We start from the raw sequence: 25,757 nt of genomic DNA on the forward strand, positions 1-25,757 counted from the left end.
CCCCCGACTCCGACGCTTCGCACCCGTCAATCGACCGGCACCCGGCCAACCCGGCGCCCCGTCAAAACCCCGTCATCGCCGCGGCACGGCGATTGCATCCCCCCGGCATCCACCGCCGGAGTCGACGTTCGTGCCAGCCCCTGCCCCTGCCCTCCAGCCCGCCCAGGCACCGCGCCGCGGCTGGGCCATGCCGCTGATCCTCGTCCTGCTCGCCGGCGCCGGCGCCGGCGGCGGGGTCTGGTGGTGGTCCCAGAAGCAGCAGGCCGCCGCGGCCGAGGCCACTGAAGCGGCGGCCAAGCCCACCCGCCAGCCCGCCCAGTACGTGCCGGTCGAGCCCTCGTTCGTGGTCAACCTGGCCGATCCGGAAGGCAACCGCTACCTGCAGGCCGACGTGCAGGTGGTGACCCGCGATGCCGCCACGCTCGCCGCCGTCGAGGCGCACCTGCCCTCGATCCGCAACCGCCTGCTGCTGCTGTTCGGCCAGCAGGAGTCGCGGCAGCTGGCGCAGCGCGCCGGCAAGGAGCGCCTGCAGGCCGCGGCCCGCGACGAGGTGCGCGCGCTGCTCAAGGCCGAAGGCGGGCCGGACAAGGTCGAGGCGGTGATCTTCACGAGCCTGGTGACCCAGTAATGAGCGCCGACCTGCTGTCCCAGGACGAGATCGACGCCCTGCTGCACGGCGTCGACAGCGGCGCGGTCGAAACCGAACCGCCGCCGGCGCCGGGCGAGGCTCGCGCCTACGACTTCGCCAGCCAGGACCGCATCGTCCGCGGCAAGCTGCCGACGCTGGAGATGATCAACGAGCGCTTCGCCCGCACCTGGCGCGTGGGGCTGTTCAACCTGCTGCGCCGCTCGGCCGACCTGTCGGTGCGCGGCATCGACCTGCTGCGCTTCGGCGAGTACATGCACTCGCTGCAGGTGCCGACCAACCTCAACCTGGTGAAGATGAAGCCGCTGCGCGGCACCGCCATCATCACCTTCGAACCGCGGCTGGTGTTCACCGTGGTCGACAACTTCTTCGGCGGCAACGGCAAGTTCCACACCCGCATCGAGGGCCGCGAGTTCACGCCCACCGAGATGCGCGTGATCCAGCTGCTGCTGCGCCAGACCTTCGCCGACCTGGTCGACGCCTGGGCGCCGGTGATGCCGGTGGAGTTCGAATACATGAACTCCGAGGTCAACCCGCACTTCGCCAACATCATCAGCCCGCGCGAGTACATCGTGGTCAGCCGCTTCCACGTCGAGCTCGAGGGCGGCGGCGGCGAGCTGCACGTGGCCTTCCCCTACGCAATGCTCGAGCCGATCCGCGAGCAGCTCGACGCCGGCGTGCAGTCCGACCGCATCGAGAAGGACGAAGGCTGGACCCGCGCCATGCGCAACCAGCTCAAGGACGCCGAGGTGGAAGTGAGCTCGGTGATCGCCCAGCGCCAGATCAGCCTGCGCGAGCTCTCGCGCCTGCGCGTGGGCGACGTGATCCCGATCGAACTGGCACGCCTCGTGCAGCTGCGCGTGGAGCAGATGCCGGTGTTTACCGGCGAGTTCGGCATCCACAACGGCAAGAACGCCATCAAGGTCACGCAGGTGCACGCCGCGCGGGCCGTTCCCACCCTCGATTCCCTGAGCGATACGCCATGAACAACAACGACGCCGCGGCGCTGGCCGCCTTCGACCCGCTCACCGAAGAGGCCGGCCAGGGCGCCGGGCCCGACCTCAACCTCGACGTCATCCTCGACGTGCCGGTCTCGCTGTCGCTGGAAGTCGGGCGCGCGCGCATCCCGATCCGCAACCTGCTGCAGCTCAACCAGGGCTCGGTGGTCGAGCTCGAGCGCGGCGCCGGCGAACCGCTGGACGTGTACGTCAACGGCACCCTGATCGCGCAGGGCGAGGTGGTCGTGGTCAACGACCGCTTCGGCGTACGCCTGACCGACGTGGTCAGCCCCTCCGAGCGGATCAAGAGGCTGCGATGAGCGCACTGTCGCTGCCGCTGGCCGTCGCCGGATCGGCGGGCGCGGTGCCCGCCGCGGCCCAGGCCGCGAACGGCGCCGCGGAAGCCGCGATCGCGCCAGCGCCCGCGACGGCCGCAACCGGCCAGGCGGCCACGACCCAGGCTGCGGTCGCGTCCGCGGCGCCCGCGGGCGCGCCGTCGTCCGGCGCGCGCGTAGCCGGCATCGCCCAGCCGTCCACGCCCGCGCAGGCGCCGCAGTCTCCGGCCACGGCCGGCAGCCTCGGCGGCGCGGTGTTCGCGCTGGTGCTGGTGGTCGGCCTGATCCTGCTGCTGTCGTGGCTGGCGCGGCGCATGCCCGGCCTGGGCGCCGGCGGCGGCGGCGCCGGTTCCGCGCTGCGCATCGTCGGCTCGCTGGCGCTGGGCCCGCGCGACCGGCTGGTGGTGGTCGAGGTCGGCGAGACCCAGCTGCTGCTGGGCGTCGGCAGCGGCGGCACCCGCACCCTGCACACGCTCGAGCAGCCGCTGCCCGAGGCCGCGGCGAAATCCACCCCTGCCTTCGCACAGCTGCTCGCACAGCATTTCGGAAAGAAGCCATGACCCGCCTGCGCGCCCTGTGTGGCGCCCTCTCCGCCCGCCGCGCCCTGCTGCCCGCCTGGCTGCTCGGCGTCCTGCTGGCCTTCGCCCTGGCGCCATCGCTGGCACTGGCCCAGGCCGCGCCCGCCGCGCCGGCGGCCGCCCCGGCCGCGCCCTCGCAGCCGCTGCCGGACGTGGAAGTCGGCAACATCGGCGGACAGCCGGTGAGCCTGCCGCTGCAGGTGCTGGCGCTGATGACCGGCATCACCCTGCTGCCGGCGGCGCTGCTGGGCGTGACCGCCTTCACCCGCATCATCATCGTGCTGGCGCTGCTGCGCCAGGCGCTGGGCACCGGGCAGACGCCGAGCAACCAGGTGCTGCTGGCGCTGGCGCTGTTCCTGACCGCGATGGTGATGACGCCGGTGTTCGACCAGGCCTGGGCGGCCGGCATCGCGCCCTACCTGGACGGCAGCATGGAGTTCCGCGCGGCGTGGGCGGCGGCGTCCGAACCGTTCCGCGGCTTCATGCTGGCGCAGGTGCGCGAGACCGACCTGATGACCTTCGCCGGCCTGTCGCAGACCGGGCCCTACGCCACGCCGCAGGACGTGCCCTTCGGCGTGCTGGCCGCCTCGTTCCTCACCAGCGAGCTCAAGACCGCGTTCGAGATCGCGTTCCTGGTCTACATCCCGTTCGTGATCATCGACCTGGTGGTGGCCAGCGTGCTGATGTCGATGGGCATGATGATGCTCTCGCCGATGCTGATCTCGGCGCCGTTCAAGATCCTGCTGTTCGTGCTGGTGGACGGCTGGGTGCTGGTGGTCGGCTCGCTGGCCGCCAGCTTCAATCCCGTCTGAGGGCGCCGCGATGACTCCGGAAACCGCGCTCGAGGAGATTTCCCGCGGCCTGCAGATGGCGCTCACCCTCGGCGGCCCGGCGCTGGTCGCGGTGCTGGTGGTGGGCGTGGCCGTCGGCGTGCTGCAGGCGGCCACCCAGATCAACGAGCCGACCATCCCGTTCGTGGTCAAGGTGGTCGGCCTGGTGGTGGTGATGGCGGCGACCGGGCATTTCCTGCTCGGCCGCCTGGTCGCCTTCACCGCCGACCTGTTCCACCGCATTCCCCACCTGATCGGGTAAACCGCGGTGGAAACCGTCTCGCTCGCAGCGCTCGCCGGCGTCGACCTGTTCGGCATGCTGGCCACGGTGCTGTGGTACGCGCTGCGCATCGGCGCGGCGCTGCAGGTGCTGCCGGTGATCGGCGGCCGCGGGATCCCGGTGCGGGCGCGGCTGATCGTGACCATCGCGCTGTCGGCGGCGCTGTCGAGCGTGCTGCCCGCACCGCCGCCCATGGGCGTGGACGCGGCCACCGCGCTGGCGGTGCTGCGCGAGTTCAGCGTCGGCGTGGCGATCGGGATGATGCTGCGGCTGGCCTTCGAGGCCGGGCGCCTGGCCGGCGAACTGGTCAGCCAGGGCATGGGCCTGTCGTTCGCGACCATGGCCGATCCGCTGAACGGCGCGCCCTCGCCGGTGCTGTCGCAGTGGTTCTACATCGCCTTCGCCCTGCTGTTCTTCGTGACCGACGGCCACCTGGCCCTGGTCTCGCTGCTGGCCGACAGCTACGGCGGCCTGCCGGTGGGCGCGTCGCTGCCCGACCTGCCCGCGCTGCTGTCGGCGGTGCCGATGTTCTTCGCCGCCTGCCTGCGCGCCGGCGCGCTGCTGGCGCTGCCGGTGATGATGGCGCTGCTGGCGGTCAACATCGCCTTCGGCGTGCTGGCGCGCGCCGCTTCCCAGCTCAACCCGATCCAGATCGGCCTGCCGACCTCGCTGCTGGTCGGCCTGACCCTGCTGATGCTGCTGATGCGCGAGCTGTCCGCGCCGGTCGGGCGGCTGTTCGAGGACGCCTTCGCCGCCGCGCGCGCACTGACCGGGTGAGCCGATGAGCGAGACCTCGAAGGAAGACCGCACAGAACAGCCAAGCGAAAAACGGCTGCGCGAGGCCCGCGAGAAGGGCCAGGTGCCGCGCTCGCGCGAACTGGGCAATGTCGCCGTGCTGGGCTGCGCGGTGATCGCGCTCAAGGCCACCGGCGGCAACGTCGGCGCGGCCTCGCGCGACTGGCTGCGGCAGGCGCTGAGCTTCGACCGCACCCTGCTCGACTCCCCGGAACTGCTGCTGCCGCATGCGGGCAGGCTGCTGCTGGAGCTGATGCTCCCGCTGCTGCCGCTGATCCTCACCGCACTGGTGGCCTGCGCGATCGCGCCGGCGGCGATGGGCGGACTGCGCTTCGCCGGCAAGGCGCTGGCGCCTGACTTCGCCCGGCTCAACCCGGGCAAGGGCCTGGCGCGCCTGTACAGCGCCGAGAGCCTGGCCGAGCTGCTGCGCTCGCTGCTGCGCGTGGCCCTGATCGGCGGCATCGGCGGCTGGGTGGTATGGCGCGCGTTCTCGGCCCTGCTGGCCATGCCGCAGGCCTCGCTGGAGGCCTCGGTGGCCGGCGGCGTGGACCTGGCCCTGACCGCGCTGCTGGCGATGGTCGGCGCGCTGGCGCTGCTGGCCGCGATCGACGTGCCCTGGCAGCACCACCAGCACCGCAGCAAGCTGAAGATGACCAAGCAGGAGCTGCGCGACGAGGCCAAGGAAATGGAGGGCAACCCGGAGGTCAAGGCGCGCGTGCGGCAGGTCGCGCGGCAGATGTCGCAGCGGCGGATGATGGACGCGGTGCCGGCGGCCGACGTGGTGGTGATGAACCCCACCCACTACGCCGTGGCGCTGAAGTACGGGCCCGGCATGCGCGCGCCCACCGTGGTCGCCAAGGGCGTGGACGAGCTGGCGCTGGCGATCCGCGCCCTGGCCGAGCAGCACCGGGTGGCGGTGGTCGAGGCGCCGCCGCTGGCACGCGCCTTGTATAGGCAGTCGCAGCTCGACCAGGAAATCCCGGTGAAACTGTACGCGGCCGTCGCCCAGGTGCTGTCCTACGTCTACCAGCTGCGCGCCTGGATCCCCGGCCGTGGCCCGATGCCGGAGATGGCCGAGGTCGACGTGGGCGCCGACGGCGCGCCCGATCCGGTCGACGGCGACGGAAGTCCGGCACGATGAGCGCGCTGCCCGGCCGCGGTTCGGCGATCGTCTCCAGCCTGCGCAGCGGCGCCGCCGCGCCGGTGGTGGTGCTGGCGCTGCTGGCGATGGTGATCGTGCCGCTGGCGCCGATCGTGCTCGACGCGCTGTTCACCATCAACATCGCGCTGTCGCTGGTGGTGATGCTGGCGGTGGTGTACGTGCGCCGGCCGCTGGAGTTCTCGATCTTCCCCAGCGTGCTGCTGCTGGTCACCCTGCTGCGCCTGGCGCTCAACGTCGCCTCGACCCGCGTGGTGCTGCTGCACGGGCACGAGGGCAGCGCCGCGGCCGGCCACGTGATCGAATCCTTCGCCGAGTTCGTGATCGGCGGCAGCTATGCGGTCGGCATCGTGGTGTTCGCGATCCTGACCATCGTCAACTTCGTGGTGGTCACCAAGGGCGCGGGCCGCATCTCCGAGGTGTCGGCGCGCTTCATCCTCGACGCCCTGCCCGGCAAGCAGATGGCGATCGACGCCGACCTCAACGCCGGCCTGCTCACCCGCGAGGACGCCAAGGCCCGCCGCCAGGAAGTGCGCGAGGAGGCCGACTTCTACGGCTCGATGGACGGCGCCAGCAAATTCGTCCGCGGCGACGCCATCGCCGGCATCCTGATCCTGGTGATCAACCTGGTCGGCGGCATCCTGATCGGGCTGATGTCGCACGGCATGTCCTTCGCCGAGGCGGCGCAGACCTACACCACCCTGGCCATCGGCGACGGCCTGGTGGCGCAGCTGCCGGCGCTGCTGATCGCGGTCGCCACCGCGATGCTGGTCACCCGCTCCACCGGCGAGCAGGAGATGGGCGAGACCGTGTCGAAGCAGGTCTTCGGCCACCAGCGCGCGCTCACCGTGGCGGCGGCGCTGATGGGCCTGATCGGCATCGTGCCGGGCATGCCCAACCTGCCGTTCCTGCTGCTGGCCGCGATCCTGGGCTATGCCGCATGGAAACTGCGCAAGGCGCCGCCCGCCGCAGAGGAATCGGAGGCCGCCGGCGCCGCGGGCGCGGGCGCGGCGCCAGGCCCCATGGCCGAGCTGAGCTGGGACGAGATCCGCCCGGTCGAGCCGCTGGCGCTGGAGGTGGGCTACCGCCTGATCCCGCTGGTCGACCAGGCCCAGGGCGGGCAGCTGCTGGCGCGGCTGAAGGGCGTGCGCCGCAAGCTCACCCAGGACCTGGGCTTCCTGATCCCGGCCGTGCACGTGCGCGACAACCTCGAGCTGGCGCCGGGCCAGTACCGCCTGCTGGTGCATGGCGTGCCGGTGGCCACCGGCGAACTGGTGCCCGACCGCGAGCTGGCGCTGGACCCGGGCCGGGTGTTCGGACCGCTCGACGGCATTCCCGGCAAGGATCCGGCCTTCGGACTGGACGCAGTGTGGATCGTGCCCAGCCAGCGGGCCCATGCCGAATCGCTGGGCTACACCGTGGTCGACGCCTCCACGGTGGCGGCCACCCACCTCTCGCACGTGGTGCGCGAGCGCGCCTCGGAGCTGCTTGGCCACGACGAGGTGCAGAACCTGCTGGCGGCGCTCGGCCGCAGCGTGCCCAAGCTGGTCGAGGACCTGGTGCCCAAGCTGCTGCCGCTGTCGGTGGTGGTGAAGGTGCTGCAGTCGCTGCTGGCCGACCGCGTGCCGGTGCGGCAGATGCGGCAGATCGTGGAGACCCTGATCGAGCATGGCGCCCATACCCAGGACCCGGCCGCGCTGACCGCCGCGGTGCGCGTGGCGCTGGGCCGCTTCATCGTGCAGGAGCTCAACGGCATGGCCCCGGAGCTGCCGGTCTACACGCTGGCGCCGGCACTGGAGCGGGTGCTGCAGGATTCGGTGAGCGGCCAGGGCGCGGCGCTGGAGCCGGGCCTGGCCGAACGCCTGCACCAGAACCTGGGCGACTGCGTGAGCCGGCAGGAAAGCCGCGGCGAACCGGCGGTGCTGCTGGTACCCGGCGGCGTGCGCGCGGCGGTCGCCAGGCTGGTGCGCCACAGCGTGCCTTCGCTGGCGGTATTGGCCTACGCAGAGGTGCCGGAAGACAAGCGCCTGCGGCTGGTGGGCTCGGTTGGCTGAGGTCGGCTGAGGTCGGCTGAGGACGGCGGCGGCCAGCGCCACCGGCGATAGACCTTCGCCTCGCTTCCTTCCCCCGCTTGCGGGGGAAGGCCGGGATGGGGGCGCGCGCGCAGCGCGCGGAATGACGGCGCGGCGACCTGCGGGCCCCCACCCCAACCCTCCCCCGCAGGCGGGGGAGGGAGCAAAAAAAACCGGCGGCCCGTCGTGGCGCCCCGTCTCGAATACGACTCCTTCCCCCGCTCGCGGGGGAAGGCCGGGATGGGGGCGCACGCGCAGCGCGCGGAATGCCGGCGCGGCGACCTGCGGGCCCCCACCCCAGCCCTCCCCCGCAGGCGGGGGAGGGAGAGAAAGCGGCGGCGAGCCGTCAGGCGAATGGCAACGAAGTGCAGCTCCCTTCCGCCGCAGGTGGCGGAGGGAAGCGAAGAGCGGTGGCGACGCGTCGCGGCGCACGGCCGCGAAGCACACCTCCTTCCCCCGCTTGCGGGGGAAGGCCGGGATGGGGGCGCGCGCCAAGCGCGCGTTGGGCCGACGCGGCGATCTGCTGGCCCCCACCCCAACCCTCCCCCGCAGGCGGGGAAGCGAGCCAAGGGCAGGCGGAACACCTTCTCCCGCGACCGGGGAGGGAGCCAGGCGGGGCCGTCCCGGGCCGCCGGATGAAGCCGGATTCCCGTCGCCAGGGGCGCGCCAAGCTTCCGACGCAGGTCGGCGGCATTTCAGGCCCGGCTCTTGCAGGGACAGGCCCGAGCACTCCGAACCGGGCTTTTCGACATGCGAATCAAGCGCTTCACCGCCCCCGACATGCGCACCGCCCTGCGCATGGTCCGCGACGAACAGGGACCCGATGCGGTGATCCTGTCCACCCGTCCCGGCGCAGGCGGCGCCGGCATCGAGGTGGTGGCCGCGACCGATTACGACGAGGCCCTGGTGGCGCAGGCGCTGCGCGCCGCCGCTCCGGCTGCCGAGGAGGCGCCGGCCCGGCCCGCGGCCAACGCGCAGCCTGCCGCGAATGCGGTCCCCGACGGTGCGCCGCGCGAATCGCTGATGTCGCGGGCCCGCGCCGTGTTCCGGATCGGCGATGCCCCGGCCCCGGCCGCCCGTGCCGCCGAGGACCCGACGCTCGCCGAACTCACCGGCCAAGCGCGCAGGCGCCCGGCTTCCCCGGCCGCCGCCCGGCCCCAGGCTGCGCAGCCGGCCGGCACGCGGTCGCGCACGCCGGCGTCCGGGGCCATCCCGGCGAGCTCCGAGGCGCCGGACGCACCGGCTTCGCCCGCCCGCGACCATGCAGCCGCCTCCGCACCGATGCCTGCGGCCGCGCCGGCATCGCCCGCCGCAGCGACCGCGCCCGCACCGGCGCCTGTGCCGACGCCCAGCCGCTTCGACGAGATGATGGCCGCGCTGGATGGCCGCGCCGGCGAACGGGGCGGCACGCGCGCAGCCGGCGAGGCCGAAGACTTCGTGCCGCTGCTGCCGGACATCCCCATGCCGCTGCGCCCCGGCGCCGACGAGGAGGCCCCGGTCGCGCCGCTCGCGCCCACGCCCGCCGCCGCCGCGTTCGACCCGATGCCGGCGCAGGCACTGGCCGCCCTGGCCGTTCCTGCGGCCCAGGCCGCTCCGGCTGCCCACGCCGCTTACGCAGCTCCCGAGGACCTGCCGGGCATGGCGGCTCCGGTCGTCCTGGCGGCGCCGGCGGCTTCGGCACCTTCGGCGGCTCCGACTGCTCCGACTGCTTCGGCTGCTTCGGCTGCTTCGGCTGCTCCGGCTGCTCCGGCTGCTGCGACTGCTGCGACTGCTGCGGCTGCTCCGGCTGTTCCGACCTCGCCAGCGATTCCCGCTGCTCCCGCCACCCGGGTCATCCAGGCGGCTCCGGCCCCCTGCGTCGCGCCCGTCGCCCCGATCGCCGCAGCCGCCCCGATGGCCCCGGCCGCCCAGGCTGGCGCCGACGCGATCCTCCCGGCCGCTCCCGCCGCCGCCTCCGGGCCCGTCCTCGCCGACGCCGCCGTCCCCGCGCAGGCCCAGCCCACCGCCCCGCGCAGCCTGCAGGTGGTGGCCACCGCCGAGACCGATCCGGCCATCCTCGCCATGCGCGAGGAGATGGCGCGCATGCGCCAGCTGATGGAAACCCAGATGGAGCAGCTCTCGCTCGAGCGCCTGCGCGGGTCGCCGGCGCGGGCTGCGGTGCTCGACGCGCTGGCCGCCTACGGCTGCGAGGAGTCGCTGGCCCAGGCCGTGGCCGAGCGCATCGACCCGCGCCTGCCGGTCGACCGGATCCAGGTGCCGATGCTGGCCGAGCTGGCCAACATGCTGGGCACCCTGCACAGCGAGCCGCTGGAGGACGGCGGGGTGATCGCCCTGGTCGGCCCGACCGGCGCCGGCAAGACCACCACCGCGGCCAAGCTGGCCGCGCGCTTCGCCGCCCGCCACCGCGCCCGCGACGTGGCCCTGGTGACCACCGACTGCCAGCGCCCCGGCGCCCGCGAGCAGCTGCAGGCACACGGCCGGCGCCTCGGCATCACCGTGTGCGAGGCGGAAGGGCCGGAGCGCCTGCAGGACACCCTGGCGCAGCTGGTCGACTACCCGCTGGTGCTGGTCGACACCGCCGGCCACGCCGTGCGCGACCGCGCCGTGTTCAGCCAGATCCTGTGGCTGCGCGCGGCCAAGCGCGTGCGCAGCCTGCTGGTGCTGCCGGCCAACGCCCACCCGCACGACCTGGGCGAGGTGATCCGCCGCTACCGACCGGCCAAGCCCGAGGGCGTGGTGCTGACCAAGCTCGACGAGACCGGCCGCCTGGGTTCGGCCCTCTCGGTCCTGGCCCGCCACGGCCTGGGACTTGCCTATACCGCCCAGGGCCAGGAGGTGCCGTCCGACCTCGAGGCCGCCGACGCCACCCGTCTCGTCCAGTCACTGGAGAAATCCCGCCGTGCTGCCGATAACCCCCTCGCCACCGAGGACCACCATGCAGTCGCCTGACCCCATCGCACCCGTTTCCACCGCCGACCGCACGCCCGGTCCGGTCCGGGTGATCGCCGTCGCCAGCGGCAAGGGCGGCGTCGGCAAGACGTCGGTCTCGGTCAACCTGGCCACCGCCCTGGTCAACGCCGGCCAGCGCACCCTGCTGCTCGACACCGACCTGGGCCTGGCCAACGTCGACGTGATGCTCGGCCTGGCGCCGCGCCACACCCTGGCCGACGTGTTCGCCGACCGCTGCGAGCTGCGCGACACCGTGATCGAGGCCGCCAGCGGCCTGCTGGTGGTGCCGGCGGCCTCGGGCAAGCGCCACATGACCGAACTCACCCCGGCCCAGCACGTGGGCCTGGTGCACGCGTTCTCGCAGCTCGACCTCGACCTCGACGCGATGGTGGTGGACAACGCCGCCGGCATCGCCGACGGCGTGCTGACCTTCTGCCAGGCCGCGCAGGACGTGATCGTGGTGGTCTGCGACGAGCCCGCTTCGGTTACCGACGCCTACGCCCTGATCAAGGTGCTCAGCCGCGACCGCGGCGTGAACCGGGTGCAGGTGCTTGCCAACCAGGTGCAGAACCCGGCCGAGGGTCGCCAGCTGTTCGAGAAGCTGCAGCGCGTGAGCGCGCGCTTCCTCGACGTGACCCTGAATTACCTGGGCGCGATCCCGCGCGACGAGTGGCTGCGCCGCGCGGTGCAGCGCCAGGAAGCGGTGGTCGATGCGTTCCCGTCGGCGCCTTCCTCGGTGGCCTTCCGCGACATCGCCCGCCGCTCGCGGCAGTGGCAATCGCCGCCCGGCGCGCGCGGGCACGTCGAATTCTTCCTCGAGCGCCTGGTGTCGGCCCCGGCCGCCGCCACGCGGGGAGCGGCCGCATGAACGCCACCGCGACCGCCCACTACCGCGCCAACCAGCAGGGATCGGCCGCCGAGATCGTCGAGAAGCACGGCGAACTGGTGCGCCGCATCGCCCACCACCTCGCCGCGCGGCTGCCGGCGAGCGTGGAGATCGACGACCTGATCCAGGCCGGCATGCTCGGCCTGATCGACGCGGCCCGCAATTTCCAGTCCGACCAGGGCGCGGCGTTCGAGACCTACGCCTCGATCCGCATCCGCGGCGCGATGATCGACGAGATCCGGCGCGGCGACTGGGTGCCGCGCTCGGTACACCGCCGCTACCGCGACATCGTCGCCGCCACCCGCGAGGTCGAGCAGCGCACCGGCCAGGCCGCCACCGCGCAGCAGGTGGCCGCGGCGATGGAGGTGCCGCTGGACGAGTACTACGCCATGGTCGAGAACGCCGCGCGCGGCCAGCTGGTCAGCCTGGACGCGCACATGGACGAGCACGACGGCGAGCCGCGCCTGGCCGGCGACAGCAACGCCAGCCCCGCGCGCGAGTTCGAACAGGCCGCCTTCCGCGACGCGCTGGCCGAGGCCATCGAGGCGCTGCCCGAACGCGAGCGCCTGGTGCTGTCGCTGTACTACGAGCAGGAACTCAACCTGCGCGAGATCGGCGCGGTGCTGGGCGTGAGCGAATCGCGCGCCTGCCAGATCCACGGCCAGGCCGCCGTGCGCCTGCGCGCACGCCTGGCCGACTGGCGCCGCGACGACGGCGAAGACGACGACTACCTGCCCTGAGCACAACCGGTGCGGCCCCCGCACGCAACCAAGAGGTCCGCATGGACAAGAACATCCGCATCCTGATCGTCGACGACTTCTCGACCATGCGTCGCATCGTCAAGAACCTGCTCAACGACCTGGGCTTCTTCAACACCACCGAGGCCGACGACGGCAGCACCGCCCTGGTGGAGCTGCGCAAGGGTCCGTTCGACCTGGTGATCACCGACTGGAACATGCCCGGCATGCCCGGCATCGACCTGCTCAAGGCGATCCGCGCCGACGCCGCGCTGGCCAAGACCCCGGTGCTGATGGTGACCGCCGAGGCCAAGCGCGAGCAGATCATCGAGGCCGCGCAGGCCGGCGTGAACGGCTACGTGATCAAGCCCTTCACCGCGGCCACGCTGAGCGACAAGCTCGAGAAGGTGTTCGAGCGCCTCGGGGCCGCCGCATGAGCGTGGCGCCCGCCGATGCCGCGGGCGACGCGGCCGCCGAGCGCGCCGCGCTGGTCGACTGCCTGCACGGCGCGCTGGCCGCGCTGGAGCAGGACGACGATGCCGGCTGGCGCAGCGCGGTCGATGCCCTCATCCAGTGGCGCAGCCAGCCGCTGGTGCGCGGCCTGGTCAAGCTGGCCCGCGAGCTGGAACAGGCGCTGGGCACCGGCAGCGGCGGCGGCTCGCTGGCCGAGGCCTGCCTGCGCCTGGAGCACGTGGTCAAGGTCACCGAAGAGGCCAGCCACCACACCCTGGACCTAATCCAGGAGTGCGCCGGCCTGCTCGCCACCCTGCCCGGTGCCGCGCCCGAGGCGCATGCCGCCGCGGTGGCGGGCATCCGCAGCCGGCTCTCCGAGATGACCGCGGCGCAGGGCTACCAGGACCTCACCGGCCAGATCATCCGCCGCGTGGTGGAGCTGGTGCGCACCGTCGACGCCGGCCTGGGCGAGGTCACGCCCGCCGGCGACCGGCCGCTGCACCTGTCCAGCCACGGCCACGGCCCGTCGATCCAGGGCCTGGACGCGCCCGCGGCCAGCCAGGACGACGCCAACAGCCTGCTGTCGTCGCTGGGGCTGTAGCGCATGTCTTCGGTCGCCTCCGACATCTGCGCCGACTTCCTGGTCGAGGTCGGCGAGATCCTCGACCAGCTCGGCGAGCAGATGGTCGCGCTCGAGGGCGCGCCCGCCGACCGCGAATGCCTCAATGCGGTGTTCCGCGGTTTCCACACCATCAAGGGCGGCGCCGGCTTCCTCGACTTCACCACCATGGTGGCGGTCTGCCACGCGGTGGAGGACCGCCTCAACGCCGCGCGCGACGGCAGCGCGCCGCTCGATCCGGCCGCCTTCGACGGCGTGCAGCAGGGCATCGACCTGCTGGTGGACATGCTGCACGCGATTTCCGCCGGCAGCGAACCCGAACCCGCGCCCGAGTCGCTGCTGGCCGCGCTGCGCGCGGGCGCCGCGCCCGCGGCCGCGCCTGTGCCTGCTACGGTCGCGCCAGCCGCGGTGCCGGCCGCGGCGGCCGCCGCCGCGGGCGACTCGATCGACGATCTCGATTTCGAAGCCCTGCTCGACAGCCTGCACGGCGCGGGCGGCATTCCCGGCGCGCCGCCCGCGGAAGCGCCTGCACCCACGCCGGCACCGGCACCGGCGCCGGCGCCCAGGCCTGCACCGCGCCCCGCAGCCGCGCCGCGCGCGCAGGCGGCCGCGCCGGAGCCGCCGGACGTCACCGTGCGCGTGGACGTGCGCCGGCTCGACGCCATGGTCAACCTGGTCGGCGAACTGGTGCTGGCCCGCAACCGCCTCAAGACCCTCCGCCCGCGGCTGCGCGACGACGACCTCGATCGCGCCGTGGCCGCGCTCGACGTCGCCACCTCGCGCCTGCAGGGCGCGGTGATGACGGCGCGCATGCAGCCGGTGGGCCGCGTGTTCGCGCGCTTCCCCAAGCTGGCCCGCGACGTGGCGCGCCAGCTCGACAAGCAGGTGCATCTGGAAGTCACCGGTGCGGAGACCGAACTCGACCGCAACCTGGTCGAGGCCCTGGCCGACCCGCTGGTGCATCTGGTGCGCAACGCCATCGACCACGGCATCGAGATGCCCGAGGCGCGGCGCCGCGCCGGCAAGCCCGAACTGGGCACCGTGCGCATCAGCGCGCAGCAGGAGGGCGACCACGTCGCCATCGAGGTGCGCGACGACGGCGCCGGCATCGATCCGGACCGGATCCGCCGCAAGGCGGTGGAAAAGGGCCTGATCGACGAGGACGCCTCCGCGCGCCTGTCGGCCGAGGAATGCCTGCAGCTGCTGTTCCTGCCCGGCTTCTCCACCCGCGACGCGGTCAGCGACCTGTCCGGGCGCGGCGTGGGCATGGACGTGGTGCAGTCGCGCATCCGCGAACTCGCCGGCACCGTGCAGATCCATTCCGAACCCGGCGCCGGTTCGCGCTTCGCGATCCGCGTGCCGCTGACCCTGGCGATCCTGCCGACCCTGCTGGTGGAGGTGGACGACGACGTCTACGCGCTGCCGCTGGTGCGCGTGGTCGAGGTGCTCTCGCACGATCCAGGCAAGGCGCTGTGGATCGACGGCCAGCGCGTGCTCGACCTGCGCCAGCAGCCGCTGCCGCTGCTGGGCCTGCGCGACTGGCTGGGGATGGCGCCCGCGCCGCTGCGCGATTCGACCTGCGTGGTGCTGCAGTCGGGAGAGCAGCGCTACTGCCTGGCCGTCGACCGCGTGCGCGGCCGCGAGGAAGTGGTGATCAAGGCGCTGCCGCCGACCCTGCGCGGCCTGCCCGGCTATGCCGGCGCCAGCCTCATCGGCGATGGCCGCATGGCCCTGATCCTGGACGTGGACGCGCTGCCCGGCGGCGGCGGACGCGCCCGCACCGCGTTCAAGTAACCCAGGCAAGGACCGTTAAACAGGCCATGGACAGACTCAGCGTCATCGGTACCGTGCTCGCCCTGGTCGCCCTGGTCGGCGGCGCCGTGCTCAAGGGCGCGGGCCTGGCCGGACTGTGGTCGCCGGCGGCCTTCATCATCGTGATCGTCGGCACCCTGGCCGCGATCCTGCTGCAGACCTCGCTGGGCACCTTCATGCGCGCGATGAAGATGCTGGCCTGGGTCTACAAGCCGCCGGCGCACGACCATGCCGCGGTGATCGCGCAGATCGTCGAGTGGTCGACCATCGCCCGCAAGCAGGGCCTGCTGGGCCTGGAGTCTCAGGTGGCCGCGCAGACCGACCCCTTCCTGGGCAAGGGCCTGCAGATGGTGGTCGACGGCGTGGAGCCCGAGTCGATCCGGCAGATGCTGGAGATCGAACTGCACGGGCAGAGTTCGCGCGACCTGGCCGCGGCCAAGGTGTACGAGGGCATGGGCATCTACGCGCCCACGCTGGGCATCGTCGGCGCCGTGCTGGGCCTGATGGCGGTGATGAAGAACCTCGCCGACCCGAGCAAGCTCGGCCACGGCATCGCCGCGGCGTTCACCGCGACCATCTACGGCATCGGTTCGGCCAACCTGGCCCTGCTGCCGATCGGCAACAAGCTCAAGACCCTGATCAACGCGCGGACGCTCGAGCGCGAGATGATCGTGGAAGGACTGATCGCGATCGCGCAGGGCGAGAATCCCCGCAACATCGAAGCGCGCCTCAACGGCTACGTGCACTGAGCCATGGCGCGCAGGCACCAGCACGAGGAACACCAGAACCACGAGGCGTGGGCCGTGCCCTACGGCGACCTCATGACCCTGCTGCTGGCCTTCTTCGTGGTGATGTACGCGATCTCCTCGATCAACGAGGGCAAGTACCGCGCGGTCTCCGACGCTCTGTCCTCGGCCTTCGGCGGGCCGCCGCGCTCGATCACCCCGATCCAGCTGGGCCAGACCCAGCTGCGCGGTTCCTCGTTCGACCGCCCGTCCCTGCTCACCCCGGGCGCCAAGGCCGGACCGACCGCGACCGCGCCGGTGAGCCAGGTCCGCGTGCGGCAGATGCTGGACGCGCCGCTGGGCGGGCAGGCCGCGCTGGCCGCGCGCCGGGCGGCCGAAACCGCGGCGATGGACGCTTCGCTGCGGGGCCAGTCGCAGCTGAGCACGCTGGGCCGGCGCATCCAGGAGGCGCTGTCGGAACTGGTGCGCCAGCAGCTGGTCACGGTGCGCCGCGGCCGCACCTTCCTCGAGGTCGAGATCCAGAGCGACATCCTGTTCGCCAGCGGCGTGGCCGTGCCCAGCCCGGTGGCGACGGCCACCGTGCGCAAGCTCGGACAGGTGCTGCGCGGCGAGCCCAACTCGGTGCGCGTGGAGGGCTACACGGACAACATGCCGATCCGCACCTCCGCGTTCCCGTCCAACTGGGAACTGTCCACCGCCCGCGCCGCCAGCGTGGTGCACGTGCTGGCGGACGAAGGCGTCGATCCCGGTCGCCTCGCCGTGGTCGGCTTCGGCGAGCACCAGCCGGTGGCCGACAACGCCACCGTCGAGGGCCGCAACGCCAATCGCCGCGTGCTGCTGGTGATCCTGGCCGCGCCCGACGGCCCCGACGCCGTGCCCGAGCGCGGCCCGACCATCGCCATGGACGCCGCGCCGGCCCCCGGCGCCGACGCCGACGCCGCGCCGCCGGTGGCGGAGGCGCCGCCCGCCTCGACCGACGGCACCACCGTGCTGGGCGCGGCCAGCTTCACTCCGACCACCCACAACCCGGGAGCAGGCTGACATGCAGGTCTGGGCCATCGCCAACCAGAAAGGTGGGGTCGGCAAGACCACGACCACGCTGTGCCTCGCCCGTGGACTGGCGCAGGACGGCCGCCGCGTGCTGCTGGTCGACCTGGATCCGCACGCGTCGCTGACGCGCGCGTTCTCGGTCCCGGCCGACCCGCCGCCCGCCGGCACCCACGACCTGTTCGTGGGCAGCGGCGCCTCGCTCGCCGCGCTGGCCCGCCGCACCGACGTGCCCGGGCTGGAGATGGTCGCCGCGCAGCCGGCGCTGGCCACCCTGGAGCGGCGCAGTTCCGCGCAACCGGGCCTGGGCCTGGCGCTGGGCCGGGCCCTGCACGCGGTGCACGCCAGCTACGACGAGGTGCTGCTGGACTGCCCGCCCACCCTGGGCCTGCTGATGGTCAACGCACTGGCCGCCGCCGACCGCCTGGTGGTGCCGACCCAGACCGATCCGCTGGCCCTGCACGGGCTGGCCGACATGCTGCGCACCGCGGCCATGGTCGAGCGCTCGCGGCGCCGGCCGCTGACCCAGCACGTGCTGCCGACCCTGTACGACCGCCGCACGCGCTCGGGCGTGCAGAGCCTGGAGCAGCTGCACGCCCAGTACGAAGGCCGCGTCTGGCCCAGCGCGGTGCCCATGGACACGCGCCTGCGCGACGCGCAGGCGTTGACCACGGAGGCCGGCGCCGGCGGCCGCGGCGTCGAGGCCTACGGGCGCGCGCTGGAGTGGCTGCTGGCGCAGGACCAGTCGTCGCAAAGGCGCGCGGCATGACCCCGGAGTTTTCCGACGACGTGATCGACTACGTCGACGCCCTGCTCGACGATTCGCATGCCGGTGGCGCGGCGCCGGCGCAGCCCGTCGCGCCCGCGGCGCCCGAAGCCGCGGCGGGCGCGGACGCAGGGCTCGAGCGCGGGCCGGGCGCGGACGCTGCGCCTTCGCCTGCAACTGCAACTGCAACTGCGACTGCGACTGCACCTGCACCTGCACCTGCACCTGCGCCTTCGCCGGAGCCGGAGCCGGAGCCCGATCTCGCCGCCGCCGCTGGCCCCGCCGCCGGCGCGATGGCGCCCGCCCCCATCCCCGCGCCGCCCCCGGTCTCAGATTCCGCCATGCCTGCCGTCCTTCCCGCCGCGGCCGCGTCGGCGCCGCCCACGCCGCCGCTGGCGACCCTGCCGCCGCCGGCCAGCGTGATCGCGCAGGCCTCTCGCTGGCTGCGGGTGATGGTGGGCCGCGACAGCTACGCGCTGGAGCTGCTGCGCGTGCAGGAAGTGGTGCGCCTGGTCCCGATCGTGGCCATGCGCGGCGCGCAGCCGGCGGTGCTGGGCGTGATGAACCTGCGCGGGCGCATCGTGCCCGTGTTCGACCTCGGCCTGTGGCTCGGCACCGGGCACGTGGACGCGGACGAGCACAGCCGGATCGTGGTCGTCGAACGCGACGACGAGCTGATCGGCGTGCTGGTGAGCGCCGTGGAGGACGTGGTGACGCTCGGCCGCGACCGCATCGAACCGCCGCTGCAGGGCAGCGCGCCGGGCGTGATCCTGGGCGTGGCGCGGGTCGGCGCCGCACCGACGGTGCTGTTCGACGCCTACGCGCTCTACGGCTGAGACGCGCGCTCAAGTCGCGGGCCGGAGCGCCGTTAATGCTCAGGACCGCTTCCCACGTGGCAAGTCCATGACCCACCTGACGCTCCAAACCGACCTCGGGATCGAGCGCGTCGCCGAACTGCAGGCGGCGCTCCAGCCGCACCTCGAGGCCGAGGCCCCGCTCGAACTCGCCGGCGACCGCGTCGAACGCGTGCACGCCGCCGGCCTGCAGCTGCTGCACGCTTTCGTCCGCGACCGCGCCGCGCGCGGCCAGCGCACCACCATCACCCAGGCTTCGCCGACCCTGGCCGCCGCGGCGCGCCAGCTCGCGCTCGCCGTGAGCCTGGGCGTCGACGACGCGCCGGCCGACACCATTCCTTCCAACGGAGCAACTGCATGAGCGCCAAGCAACTGCTCGTCGTCGACGATTCGACCTCGATGCGCCAGATGGTCGCCTTCGCCCTGACCTCGGGCGGTTTCGAAGTCAGCGAGGCCGAGGACGGCCAGGCCGCGCTCGAGCTGGCGCGCACGCGGGCGTTCCACGCCGTGGTCACCGACGTCAACATGCCGCGCATGGACGGCATCTCGCTAATCCGCGAGCTGCGCCAGCTGCCCGACTACCGCTTCACCCCGCTGCTGATGCTCACCACCGAATCCGGCGGCGACAAGAAGATGGAAGGCAAGGCCGCCGGCGCCACCGGCTGGCTGGTCAAGCCCTTCGATCCCGAGCAGCTGCTCGCCACCGTGCGCAAGGTCCTGAGCTGAGCCATGGACATCACCCGCTTCCATGCCGCGTTCTTCGAAGAAAGCCGCGAAGGCCTCGATGCCATGGAGAGCGGCCTGCTGTCGCTCGAGTCCGGCGCGGGTGCGGCCGATGGCGAAACGATCAACGTCATCTTCCGCGCCGCGCACTCGATCAAGGGCGGGGCGGCGACGTTCGGCTTCACCAGCGTCACCGACCTGACCCACCTGCTGGAAACGCTGCTCGACGAGGCCCGCGCCGGTCGCCGCGTGCTGGACCCGGCCGCCATCGGCGCGCTGCTGGCCTCGGTGGACGTGCTGCGCAGCCTGCTCGCGGCCTGCGAACACGGCAGCGCGATCGACGCCGCCGCGCTGGCCGCCGCGCGCGCCGGGCTCGATGCCCTGCTCGCGGGCGAGGCGCCCGCCGCATCCGCGGCCGCCGGCACCGATGCCGGTGCGCCCGCGCCCGTCCAGGGCGACTGGCGCATCGCCTTCGCGCCCGCACCGTCGATGTTCATGACCGGCAACGACCCGCTGCGGATCCTCCGCGAGCTCGCCAGCCACGGCGAACTGGGCGTGGAATGCATCGACGAGCGCCTGCCCGCGTTCTCCGAGATGGACCCGTTCGAGGCCTACCTGGCCTGGAACCTGACCCTGCCCGGCAGCGTGCCGCGCGAGGCGATCGACGAGGCCTTCGCCTGGGTCGCCGACGAGTGCACGCTCGGCATCGAGGCCGGCACCCTGGCCCCGGCACCGGTGGTCGAGGCCGCGCCGCTGCCGCTGGCGCCAGCCGCCGCGGCCGCCCCGGTGCAGGCAGCGGCGGCCGCCGACCCTGTCGCCGCGGTCTCGCGCCGCAGCGGCGATACCGACAATTCGATCCGCGTGGCCGTGTCCAAGGTCGACGCGCTGATCAACCTGGTCGGCGAACTGGTGATCACCCAGGCCATGTTGCGCCAGCGCTCCGAGCACCTGGACCCGGTCGCCAACGAGGCGCTGATGTCGGGCCTGGTGCAGCTGGAGCGCAACACCCGCGACCTGCAGGAATCGGTGATGGGCGTGCGCATGCTGCCCGTCGACTTCGCCTTCAGCCGCTTCCCGCGCATGGTCCGCGACATCGCCGCGCGCCTGGGCAAGAAGGTGCAGCTGCGCACCCACGGCGAGGCCACCGAGCTGGACAAGGGCGTGATCGAGAAGATCGTCGATCCGCTGGTGCACCTGGTGCGCAACGCCATCGACCACGGCCTCGAGCTTCCCGAGGAGCGCCGCGCCGCGGGCAAGGACGAGACCGGCACGCTCAGCCTGAGCGCCGCCCACCAGGGCGCCAACATCGTCATCGAGATCGGCGACGACGGCCGCGGCCTGAGCCGCGAGCGGATCCTGCGCAAGGCGGCCGAGCGCGGCATCCCCATGCCCGACAACCCCACCGACGCCCAGGTCTGGGACCTGGTGTTCGCGCCGGGCTTCTCCACCGCCGACACCCTCACCGACCTGTCCGGCCGCGGCGTGGGCATGGACGTGGTGCGCAAGAACATCGCCGCCCTCGGCGGCCAGGTCGAGATCCGCAGCCGCGCCGGCCACGGTACGACGGTGGTGATCCGCCTGCCGCTGACCATGGCCATCGTCGACGGCATGTCGGTGGCGGTGGGCGGCGAGGTGTTCATCGTGCCGCTGAGCATGGTGATCGAATCGCTGCTGCCCAGCCCCGCCGACGTGCGCACCATCGCCGGCGAGGCGCGCGTGCTGCGCGTGCGCGAGGACTACCTGCCGCTGGTCGACCTGGCCGGCCAGTACGGCCTGCCCGCCTCGCGCGCCGAAGGCGACGAAGCGCCGCAGCGCATCGCGGTGGTGGTCGAGGCCGACGGCCGCCGCCTGGCGCTGGAGGTCGACGAACTGCTCGGCCAGCAGCAGGTCGTGGTCAAGAACCTCGAGAGCAACTACAAGCGCATCGCCGGCGTGTCCGGCGCCACCATCCTGGGCGACGGCCGCGTCGCGCTGATCGTCGACGCGGGCGGGCTCGCCCAGTCCGCGCCGCTGCCGGCCGCCGCCTGAGCACCCCAGCCCCCTCCGTCACGACTTTCCGAAGGACCGCACCATGTCCCAGCCCGTCCAGGCCAACCACGACACCTCTGCCGGCAACGCCGACGCCGGCACCGGCGAATTCCTGACCTTCGTCCTGGGCGAGGAGGAATACGGCGTCGACATCCTGCGCGTGCAGGAGATCCGCAGCTACGACGCGGTGACCCGCCTGCCGGACGCGCCGGACTACATCAAGGGCGTGATCAACCTGCGCGGCATCATCGTGCCGGTGGTGGACATGCGCCTGAAGTTCCGCCTCGCCAAGGCCGAGTACAACGCGCTGACGGTGATGATCGTGCTCAACGTCGGCGGCCGCGTGGTGGGCATGGTGGTCGACAGCGTGTCCGACGTGGTGCGGCTGTCCGGCGAGCAGGTGCGCTCGGTGCCGGAGATCGGCGCCACCATCGACCGCCAGTTCCTGACCGGCATCGGCACGCTCGACGAGCGCATGCTGATCCTGCTCGACATCGAGCGCCTGATGGGCCACGAGACCATGGGCCTGGTCGCCGCCGAAGCCGCCTGAGCCCAGGCCGATACGGCACTGCCGCGGCCGGCGACGGCCGCGGATCGCCGCTCCCCCGGAAGTCGAAATGCGCAACAACCAACCCGTCAGCCAGCGCGAATACCTGCTGGAGGACGATGAACCGCTCGTCTCGCGGACCGACCGCCGGGGCGTGATCGTCTACGCGAACGCCGCATTCACGCGGGTCAGCGGCTTCTCCGAGGCCGAACTGCTCGGCCAGCAGCACAATATCGTGCGCCACCCGGACATGCCGCCGGCCGCCTTCGCCGACCTGTGGCGCACGCTGCAGGCCGGGCGCCCGTGGGTGGGCATGGTCAAGAACCGGCGCAAGAACGGCGACCACTACTGGGTGATGGCCCACGTCACCCCCTATTACGAAGGGGCCGACCACGTCGGCTACATGTCGGTGCGGCGCCGCCCGAGCCGTGCCGAAGTGGACGCGGCCGAGCGCGACTACGCGGCCATCCGCGCCGGCACCAGCCGGCTGCGCGTCCGCCACGGCGCGCGCGTCGCGCCCGACCTGCTGCGTTCCCTCAATCCGCTGTGGCGCCTGAGCCTGCGCCAGCGCCTGATGCTGGCCGCCGCCGGCGTCGGCGCGCTCGGCCTGGCGCTGGTGCTGCTGGCCTCGAGCGGCACGCCGCTGCCGGTGCTGTACGCCCTGGTGGCCGGCTCGACCGTGGCCGCCGGCTATTCGGCCTGGTGGCTGTGCAACGACGTCGTCGGGCGCCTCGATACCGCGGTCGGGCACCTGCGCGACTTCGCCACCGGCCACTACGCCCGCGACATCGCGATCGACCGCAACGACGAGGTCGGCGGCGTGCTGCTGGGCCTGAAGTCGATGCAGGTGCGCCTGGGCTTCGAGATCGAGGATCGCCGCCGCCGCGCCGAACAGATGGCGCGCGTGCAGTGCGCGCTCGACTCGGCCGCCGCCAGCGTGCTGGTGGCCGACGATGCGCATGCGATCGTCTACGCCAACCCGGCGGCGCGGGCGATGCTCGCCGCGGCCGAGGCCGACGTGCGCGCCAGCTGCCCCGGCTTCGCCAGCGCGACGCTCGGCGGCAGCGCGCTGTACGCGCTCGATCCCGATCCGCAGGCGCAGCAGGCGCGGCTGGCGGCGCTGTCGTCGGCCGAGCCCTATCGCGTGGTGCTGGGCGCCCGCACCTTCGACGTGACCGTGACTCCGGTAACCGGCGAGTCCGGCGCGCGCCTGGGCACGGTGGCCGAATGGCGCGACCGTACCGTCGAGCTCGCGCTGGAGCGCCAGGTCGAGACCGTGGTCGCCGCCGCGGCGGATGGCGATTTCAGCCAGCGCCTCGACCTGCGCGGCGCCAGCGGCTTCATCCATGCGGTGGGCACCGGCCTGGAGCGGCTGATGCTCGCCACCGAGCACAGCCTGCGCGAGACCGCCACCGTGCTCGACGCGCTCGCGCACGGCGACCTGCGCCCGCGCATCACCAGCGAGATGCGCGGCCTGTTCGGCGAAATGAAGGCCGGCACCAACGCCGCCGTCGACCAGCTGGCGCGGCTGGTCGGCGAGATCCAGGATGCCACCCGCACCATCGGCCAGGCCGCCGCCGAGATCGCCAGCGGCAACATGGACCTGTCCACCCGCACCGGCCAGCAGGCGGCCAGCCTGCAGGAAACCGCCAGCTCGATGGAGCAGCTGACCACGGCCGTGCGCCGCAACGCCGAAAGCGCGCGGCAGGCCGACGAGCTGGCGCGCGGCGCCGGCGACGTGGCCGCGGACGGCGGCCGGGTGGTGGCCGAGGTGGTGGCGACGATGGCCGAGATCAGCGCGTCGTCCGCGCGCATCGCCGACATCGTCGGCGTGATCGACGGCATCGCCTTCCAGACCAACATCCTGTCGCTCAACGCCGCGGTGGAAGCCGCGCGCGCGGGCGAGGAAGGACGCGGCTTCGCGGTGGTCGCCGCCGAAGTGCGCAACCTGGCGCTGCGCTCGGCCGAGGCCGCGCGCGAGATCCGGGCACTGATCGCCGACTCGACCGGGAAGGTCGGGGCCGGCGCCGAGCGCGTCGACCGCGCCGGCCGCACCATGGCCGGCATCGTGGACGCGGTGCAGCGGGTGACCGCGATCATGGGCGGCATCACCGCCGCCTCGCGCGAACAGTCCGCCGGCATCGACCAGGTCAACCGCGCGGTCATCCAGCTCGACGACGCCACCCAGCAAAATGCCGCGCTGGTGGAAGAGGCCTCGGCCGCCGCGCACAGCCTGCAGGACCAGGCGGCCCACCTCGCCGCCGCCGCCGCGACGTTCCGCCTGCAGGACGACGCCCGCGCGATCGCGGCACCGGCGCGGGGCGACGCCCGGGCCCGGTCCCGCACGGAGGAACTCGCGGACGCCACCGCCTGAGCCACTGCCCCGTCTCTTCTGCCGTGCGCCAGCCGCGCGGGCGGGTGCGCCGCCCGCCCGGCGCCCGGCACCCCAGCGTGCGCCCGGCCACGTTCGCCGGCGCTCGTACCGCAGGCGGCTCAAGCGCGAACCCGCACCGCCGACAACGCGTCAACCGGCATCACGTGCTGCGGACCGTCCTGGCGGGATCATCGCCGGGCGCCACGGGCGCGCTGCCTCCACCTTCGCCAATGCCCGGCGCCACCGCCCGGCCAGGACTCCACGTGCGCATCCAGACCCTGCTCCTCGCTTCCTCGCTCCTCGCCGCCGCCGGCGCCACCCACGCCGCCGACTGGCGCAACATCTCGCTCAAGACGCCGCTGGGCGAGCGGCACGAACTCGCGTTCAGCGCCAACTGGGCCTGGGACCACAACGGCTTCGGCCACCTCGGCCAGGGCATCGATGCGGCCGCATTCGACGACGACAGCGGGTTCCGCCGCCGCGAAGTCGGCGTCTCGCTGCGGCGCAAGGATCATTACGAGTTCGGGGTGCAGCGCGACCTCGAGGCGGACACCTGGATGGACGTGGCGCTCAAGCTCGATTCCAAGGGCCTGCTCGGCCGCGACGTGGGCAGCCTGCGGCTGGGCCAGTTCAAGACCCCGGTCGGCTTCGACGGCGTCGGTTCTTCGCGCAATGCGCCGTTCCTGGAATCGGCGCTGCCGGTGCAGGCGGTCTACGCCGGCCGCCGGATCGGTGCGGAGTGGGCCTTGCAGCGGCCGGCCTGGCTGGCCAGCGTGGCCTGGTTCGACGGCGGCGACCTGGAAGGCGGCAACGAAGGCACCACCCTGGCCGCGCGCACCGCCTGGCGCCCGCGCAATGCGTCGGGCGACGTGCTGCACCTGGGCGTCGCCGGCAGCATCGAGCGTCCCGACAGCCATGCGCTGCGCCTGCGGGCGCGCCCGGAAGTCGGACTGACCGACGTGCGCCTGGTCGACACCGGCAGCCTGGCCGGCGTCGACACCATCCACCGCCTCGGCCTGGAAGGGCTGTGGATCCACGGGCCCTGGTCGCTGCAGGGTGAGGTGCTCGAGGTGCGCGCCGAGCGCGATGCCGGGCTGCAGGACGTGGCCGGCCGCGGCGGCTACCTGTTCGGCAGCTGGGTGGTGAGCGGCGAATCGCGCGGCTACAACGGCCATGCCACCAACGTGGTCCCCGCCTCGACCTCGGCGCTGGAACTGCTGCTGCGCTACAGCCGGCTCGACCTGGACGACGGCGCGGTGCGCGGCGGCCGCCAGGCCGACTGGACGCTCGGCGCGAACTGGTACCTGGGGCGCAACTTCAAGCTGCAGGCCAACTACGTGTTCGCCCGCGCGCGGCGCGACGGCGTGCTGCGGGACCCCGAGGCGTTCGGCCTGCGCGCGCAGTTCCATTTCTGAGGCGCGCCGCGCGGCGCGTCGGCCTCCGATCCCCGGCCGGCCGTGACCGGCGTCTCCTGGCGATGCGGCCGCTCCTCTGGGGTGGCCATCGCGTCTCAAGCCTGAACA

At 73.2% G+C, this 25,757-nt stretch carries 25 protein-coding genes; all 25 read left to right on the forward strand.

The features are described 5' to 3' along the window. The first annotated feature begins 187 nt into the window (after positions 1-187). The 25 genes from ACFQ2D_RS11105 to ACFQ2D_RS11225 all read left to right on the forward strand — a co-directional run bounded on the left by ACFQ2D_RS11105 (position 188) and on the right by ACFQ2D_RS11225 (position 25,649). A complete protein-coding gene (locus tag ACFQ2D_RS11105) occupies positions 188-628 on the forward strand; it encodes a flagellar basal body-associated FliL family protein (RefSeq protein ID WP_280940683.1) in 441 nt (146 codons plus the stop codon). Further along, entirely contained in the window at positions 628-1,632 is a 1,005-nt protein-coding gene (gene fliM / locus ACFQ2D_RS11110; RefSeq protein ID WP_280940682.1) for a flagellar motor switch protein FliM, read from the forward strand. The genes ACFQ2D_RS11105 and fliM overlap by 1 nt, the downstream gene beginning before the upstream one ends. After that, the gene (gene fliN, locus ACFQ2D_RS11115) at positions 1,629-1,964 is read left to right on the forward strand and encodes a flagellar motor switch protein FliN (protein WP_280940681.1); all 336 of its coding nucleotides are present in this window, start codon (positions 1,629-1,631) and stop codon (positions 1,962-1,964) included. Before fliM ends, fliN begins: the two co-directional genes overlap by 4 nt. A gap of 200 nt (positions 1,965-2,164) precedes the next feature. Further along, positions 2,165-2,539 carry a flagellar biosynthetic protein FliO gene (gene fliO / locus ACFQ2D_RS11120; protein WP_280940685.1) on the forward strand — a complete coding sequence of 125 codons (375 nt, stop codon included), beginning with the start codon at positions 2,165-2,167 and terminating at the stop codon, positions 2,537-2,539. Next, the gene (gene fliP / locus ACFQ2D_RS11125; protein WP_280940680.1) at positions 2,536-3,369 is read left to right on the forward strand and encodes a flagellar type III secretion system pore protein FliP; all 834 of its coding nucleotides are present in this window, start codon (positions 2,536-2,538) and stop codon (positions 3,367-3,369) included. The genes fliO and fliP overlap by 4 nt, the downstream gene beginning before the upstream one ends. A gap of 10 nt (positions 3,370-3,379) precedes the next feature. Further along, entirely contained in the window at positions 3,380-3,649 is a 270-nt protein-coding gene (locus ACFQ2D_RS11130) for a flagellar biosynthetic protein FliQ (protein ID WP_280940679.1), read from the forward strand. Positions 3,650-3,655: 6 nt separating this feature from the next. After that, a complete protein-coding gene (gene fliR, locus ACFQ2D_RS11135) occupies positions 3,656-4,444 on the forward strand; it encodes a flagellar biosynthetic protein FliR (protein ID WP_386795647.1) in 789 nt (262 codons plus the stop codon). 4 nt (positions 4,445-4,448) lie between these two features. Then, positions 4,449-5,603 carry a flagellar biosynthesis protein FlhB gene (gene flhB / locus ACFQ2D_RS11140; protein ID WP_280940678.1) on the forward strand — a complete coding sequence of 385 codons (1,155 nt, stop codon included), beginning with the start codon at positions 4,449-4,451 and terminating at the stop codon, positions 5,601-5,603. Further along, positions 5,600-7,675 carry a flagellar biosynthesis protein FlhA gene (flhA, locus tag ACFQ2D_RS11145; RefSeq protein ID WP_280940677.1) on the forward strand — a complete coding sequence of 692 codons (2,076 nt, stop codon included), beginning with the start codon at positions 5,600-5,602 and terminating at the stop codon, positions 7,673-7,675. The genes flhB and flhA overlap by 4 nt, the downstream gene beginning before the upstream one ends. Positions 7,676-8,443: 768 nt before the next feature. Next, positions 8,444-10,642: a hypothetical protein gene (locus tag ACFQ2D_RS11150; RefSeq protein WP_280940676.1), complete on the forward strand. Its 2,199-nt coding sequence runs from the start codon at positions 8,444-8,446 to the stop codon at positions 10,640-10,642. Then, a complete protein-coding gene (locus ACFQ2D_RS11155) occupies positions 10,629-11,510 on the forward strand; it encodes a MinD/ParA family protein (RefSeq protein ID WP_280940675.1) in 882 nt (293 codons plus the stop codon). The genes ACFQ2D_RS11150 and ACFQ2D_RS11155 overlap by 14 nt, the downstream gene beginning before the upstream one ends. Next, positions 11,507-12,268 (forward strand): RNA polymerase sigma factor FliA, encoded by a 762-nt coding sequence (locus ACFQ2D_RS11160; RefSeq protein ID WP_280940674.1) that lies wholly within the window; start codon positions 11,507-11,509, stop codon positions 12,266-12,268. Before ACFQ2D_RS11155 ends, ACFQ2D_RS11160 begins: the two co-directional genes overlap by 4 nt. A 41-nt stretch (positions 12,269-12,309) precedes the next feature. Continuing rightward, on the forward strand, positions 12,310-12,702 hold the full coding sequence (cheY, locus tag ACFQ2D_RS11165) for a chemotaxis response regulator CheY (RefSeq protein ID WP_280940673.1): 393 nt from the start codon (positions 12,310-12,312) through the stop codon (positions 12,700-12,702). Continuing rightward, positions 12,699-13,319, forward strand: coding sequence for a protein phosphatase CheZ (locus ACFQ2D_RS11170; RefSeq protein WP_280940672.1), 621 nt, complete (start codon positions 12,699-12,701; stop codon positions 13,317-13,319). The genes cheY and ACFQ2D_RS11170 overlap by 4 nt, the downstream gene beginning before the upstream one ends. A gap of 3 nt (positions 13,320-13,322) precedes the next feature. Next, positions 13,323-15,131, forward strand: a complete 1,809-nt coding sequence (locus ACFQ2D_RS11175) for a chemotaxis protein CheA (RefSeq protein ID WP_386795648.1) — start codon at positions 13,323-13,325, stop codon at positions 15,129-15,131. A gap of 26 nt (positions 15,132-15,157) precedes the next feature. Continuing rightward, on the forward strand, positions 15,158-15,898 hold the full coding sequence (locus tag ACFQ2D_RS11180; RefSeq protein ID WP_280940696.1) for a flagellar motor protein: 741 nt from the start codon (positions 15,158-15,160) through the stop codon (positions 15,896-15,898). 3 nt (positions 15,899-15,901) lie between these two features. Next, complete coding sequence (gene motD / locus ACFQ2D_RS11185) at positions 15,902-16,936, forward strand: flagellar motor protein MotD (RefSeq protein WP_280940695.1); 1,035 nt, start codon at positions 15,902-15,904, stop codon at positions 16,934-16,936. 1 nt (position 16,937) lies between these two features. Then, positions 16,938-17,711, forward strand: a complete 774-nt coding sequence (locus tag ACFQ2D_RS11190; RefSeq protein ID WP_280940694.1) for a ParA family protein — start codon at positions 16,938-16,940, stop codon at positions 17,709-17,711. Next, entirely contained in the window at positions 17,708-18,544 is an 837-nt protein-coding gene (locus ACFQ2D_RS11195) for a chemotaxis protein CheW (protein WP_280940693.1), read from the forward strand. The genes ACFQ2D_RS11190 and ACFQ2D_RS11195 overlap by 4 nt, the downstream gene beginning before the upstream one ends. A 67-nt stretch (positions 18,545-18,611) precedes the next feature. Then, complete coding sequence (locus tag ACFQ2D_RS11200) at positions 18,612-18,923, forward strand: STAS domain-containing protein (RefSeq protein ID WP_280940692.1); 312 nt, start codon at positions 18,612-18,614, stop codon at positions 18,921-18,923. Then, complete coding sequence (locus tag ACFQ2D_RS11205) at positions 18,920-19,288, forward strand: response regulator (protein ID WP_280940691.1); 369 nt, start codon at positions 18,920-18,922, stop codon at positions 19,286-19,288. Before ACFQ2D_RS11200 ends, ACFQ2D_RS11205 begins: the two co-directional genes overlap by 4 nt. A gap of 3 nt (positions 19,289-19,291) precedes the next feature. Continuing rightward, positions 19,292-21,313: a chemotaxis protein CheA gene (locus ACFQ2D_RS11210; RefSeq protein ID WP_280940690.1), complete on the forward strand. Its 2,022-nt coding sequence runs from the start codon at positions 19,292-19,294 to the stop codon at positions 21,311-21,313. Positions 21,314-21,356: 43 nt separating this feature from the next. Next, entirely contained in the window at positions 21,357-21,863 is a 507-nt protein-coding gene (locus ACFQ2D_RS11215; RefSeq protein WP_280940689.1) for a chemotaxis protein CheW, read from the forward strand. 67 nt (positions 21,864-21,930) lie between these two features. Beyond that, entirely contained in the window at positions 21,931-24,234 is a 2,304-nt protein-coding gene (locus ACFQ2D_RS11220) for a methyl-accepting chemotaxis protein (RefSeq protein ID WP_280940688.1), read from the forward strand. A 263-nt stretch (positions 24,235-24,497) separates the two neighbouring features. After that, a complete protein-coding gene (locus ACFQ2D_RS11225; RefSeq protein ID WP_280940687.1) occupies positions 24,498-25,649 on the forward strand; it encodes an OprO/OprP family phosphate-selective porin in 1,152 nt (383 codons plus the stop codon). Positions 25,650-25,757 lie beyond the last annotated feature (108 nt).

The sequence above is a fragment of the Luteimonas composti genome (assembly GCF_042678665.1).
Classification (GTDB): Bacteria; Pseudomonadota; Gammaproteobacteria; order Xanthomonadales; family Xanthomonadaceae; genus Luteimonas; species Luteimonas composti.

Coding starts and splice junctions, on each gene's coding strand:
- cheY (WP_280940673.1), top strand. CDS start 12,310: ATGGACAAGAACATCCGCATCCTGATCGTCGACGACTTCTCGACCATG.
- ACFQ2D_RS11195 (WP_280940693.1), top strand. CDS start 17,708: ATGACCCCGGAGTTTTCCGACGACGTGATCGACTACGTCGACGCCCTG.
- ACFQ2D_RS11105 (WP_280940683.1), top strand. CDS start 188: ATGCCGCTGATCCTCGTCCTGCTCGCCGGCGCCGGCGCCGGCGGCGGG.
- flhA (WP_280940677.1), top strand. CDS start 5,600: ATGAGCGCGCTGCCCGGCCGCGGTTCGGCGATCGTCTCCAGCCTGCGC.
- ACFQ2D_RS11210 (WP_280940690.1), top strand. CDS start 19,292: ATGGACATCACCCGCTTCCATGCCGCGTTCTTCGAAGAAAGCCGCGAA.
- fliM (WP_280940682.1), top strand. CDS start 628: ATGAGCGCCGACCTGCTGTCCCAGGACGAGATCGACGCCCTGCTGCAC.
- ACFQ2D_RS11180 (WP_280940696.1), top strand. CDS start 15,158: ATGGACAGACTCAGCGTCATCGGTACCGTGCTCGCCCTGGTCGCCCTG.
- ACFQ2D_RS11155 (WP_280940675.1), top strand. CDS start 10,629: ATGCAGTCGCCTGACCCCATCGCACCCGTTTCCACCGCCGACCGCACG.
- ACFQ2D_RS11150 (WP_280940676.1), top strand. CDS start 8,444: ATGCGAATCAAGCGCTTCACCGCCCCCGACATGCGCACCGCCCTGCGC.
- ACFQ2D_RS11130 (WP_280940679.1), top strand. CDS start 3,380: ATGACTCCGGAAACCGCGCTCGAGGAGATTTCCCGCGGCCTGCAGATG.
- ACFQ2D_RS11200 (WP_280940692.1), top strand. CDS start 18,612: ATGACCCACCTGACGCTCCAAACCGACCTCGGGATCGAGCGCGTCGCC.
- ACFQ2D_RS11170 (WP_280940672.1), top strand. CDS start 12,699: ATGAGCGTGGCGCCCGCCGATGCCGCGGGCGACGCGGCCGCCGAGCGC.
- fliP (WP_280940680.1), top strand. CDS start 2,536: ATGACCCGCCTGCGCGCCCTGTGTGGCGCCCTCTCCGCCCGCCGCGCC.
- ACFQ2D_RS11220 (WP_280940688.1), top strand. CDS start 21,931: ATGCGCAACAACCAACCCGTCAGCCAGCGCGAATACCTGCTGGAGGAC.
- ACFQ2D_RS11175 (WP_386795648.1), top strand. CDS start 13,323: ATGTCTTCGGTCGCCTCCGACATCTGCGCCGACTTCCTGGTCGAGGTC.
- motD (WP_280940695.1), top strand. CDS start 15,902: ATGGCGCGCAGGCACCAGCACGAGGAACACCAGAACCACGAGGCGTGG.
- ACFQ2D_RS11190 (WP_280940694.1), top strand. CDS start 16,938: ATGCAGGTCTGGGCCATCGCCAACCAGAAAGGTGGGGTCGGCAAGACC.
- ACFQ2D_RS11215 (WP_280940689.1), top strand. CDS start 21,357: ATGTCCCAGCCCGTCCAGGCCAACCACGACACCTCTGCCGGCAACGCC.
- ACFQ2D_RS11205 (WP_280940691.1), top strand. CDS start 18,920: ATGAGCGCCAAGCAACTGCTCGTCGTCGACGATTCGACCTCGATGCGC.
- flhB (WP_280940678.1), top strand. CDS start 4,449: ATGAGCGAGACCTCGAAGGAAGACCGCACAGAACAGCCAAGCGAAAAA.
- ACFQ2D_RS11160 (WP_280940674.1), top strand. CDS start 11,507: ATGAACGCCACCGCGACCGCCCACTACCGCGCCAACCAGCAGGGATCG.
- fliN (WP_280940681.1), top strand. CDS start 1,629: ATGAACAACAACGACGCCGCGGCGCTGGCCGCCTTCGACCCGCTCACC.